The sequence below is a fragment of the Streptomyces torulosus genome, from assembly GCF_001419765.1.
GTDB lineage: Bacteria > Actinomycetota > Actinomycetes > Streptomycetales > Streptomycetaceae > Streptomyces > Streptomyces torulosus.
Genome location: NZ_LIRK01000547.1, coordinates 1 through 349, shown reverse-complemented (window position 1 = coordinate 349; position 349 = coordinate 1). Strand labels below are relative to the sequence as shown.

Below are 349 nucleotides of genomic sequence, written 5' to 3'. Positions count from 1 at the left end.
GGATCTGGACCGAGCCGGAGGTGGAGTCCGCGGTCCGCAGGAACGAGAAGACGTCCCAGTACGTGCCGTTGCTCCGGTACACCCGGCCCTTGTGGACGTTCCAGTTGTGGCCGCCGAGCGTGACGTTGCCCTGGTAGTCGCCGAGCGCGCCGACCGCGCCGTTGTAGTTGACCCAGAGCATGATCTCGTAGTCGTGGTCCGTGTCCCAGACGTCGTACGAGGTGTTGTACGCGCCCGAGGACGGGACCGTGACGTTGTAGTTGCTGTTGAGCGAACCGAGCGAGGTGATCGACTTGTTGATCACCTTCTTGGAGTTGGGGTACGACTTGATGCCGCCGGTGTTGGGGTG

1 protein-coding gene is annotated in these 349 nt (G+C 63.0%); it reads right to left on the bottom strand.

Translation table 11 applies throughout. From position 1 onward, the window contains the following. Positions 1–349 (bottom strand): GH12 family glycosyl hydrolase domain-containing protein (locus AOK23_RS45910; protein WP_420823771.1); only part of this gene is annotated, 349 nt, incomplete at both ends.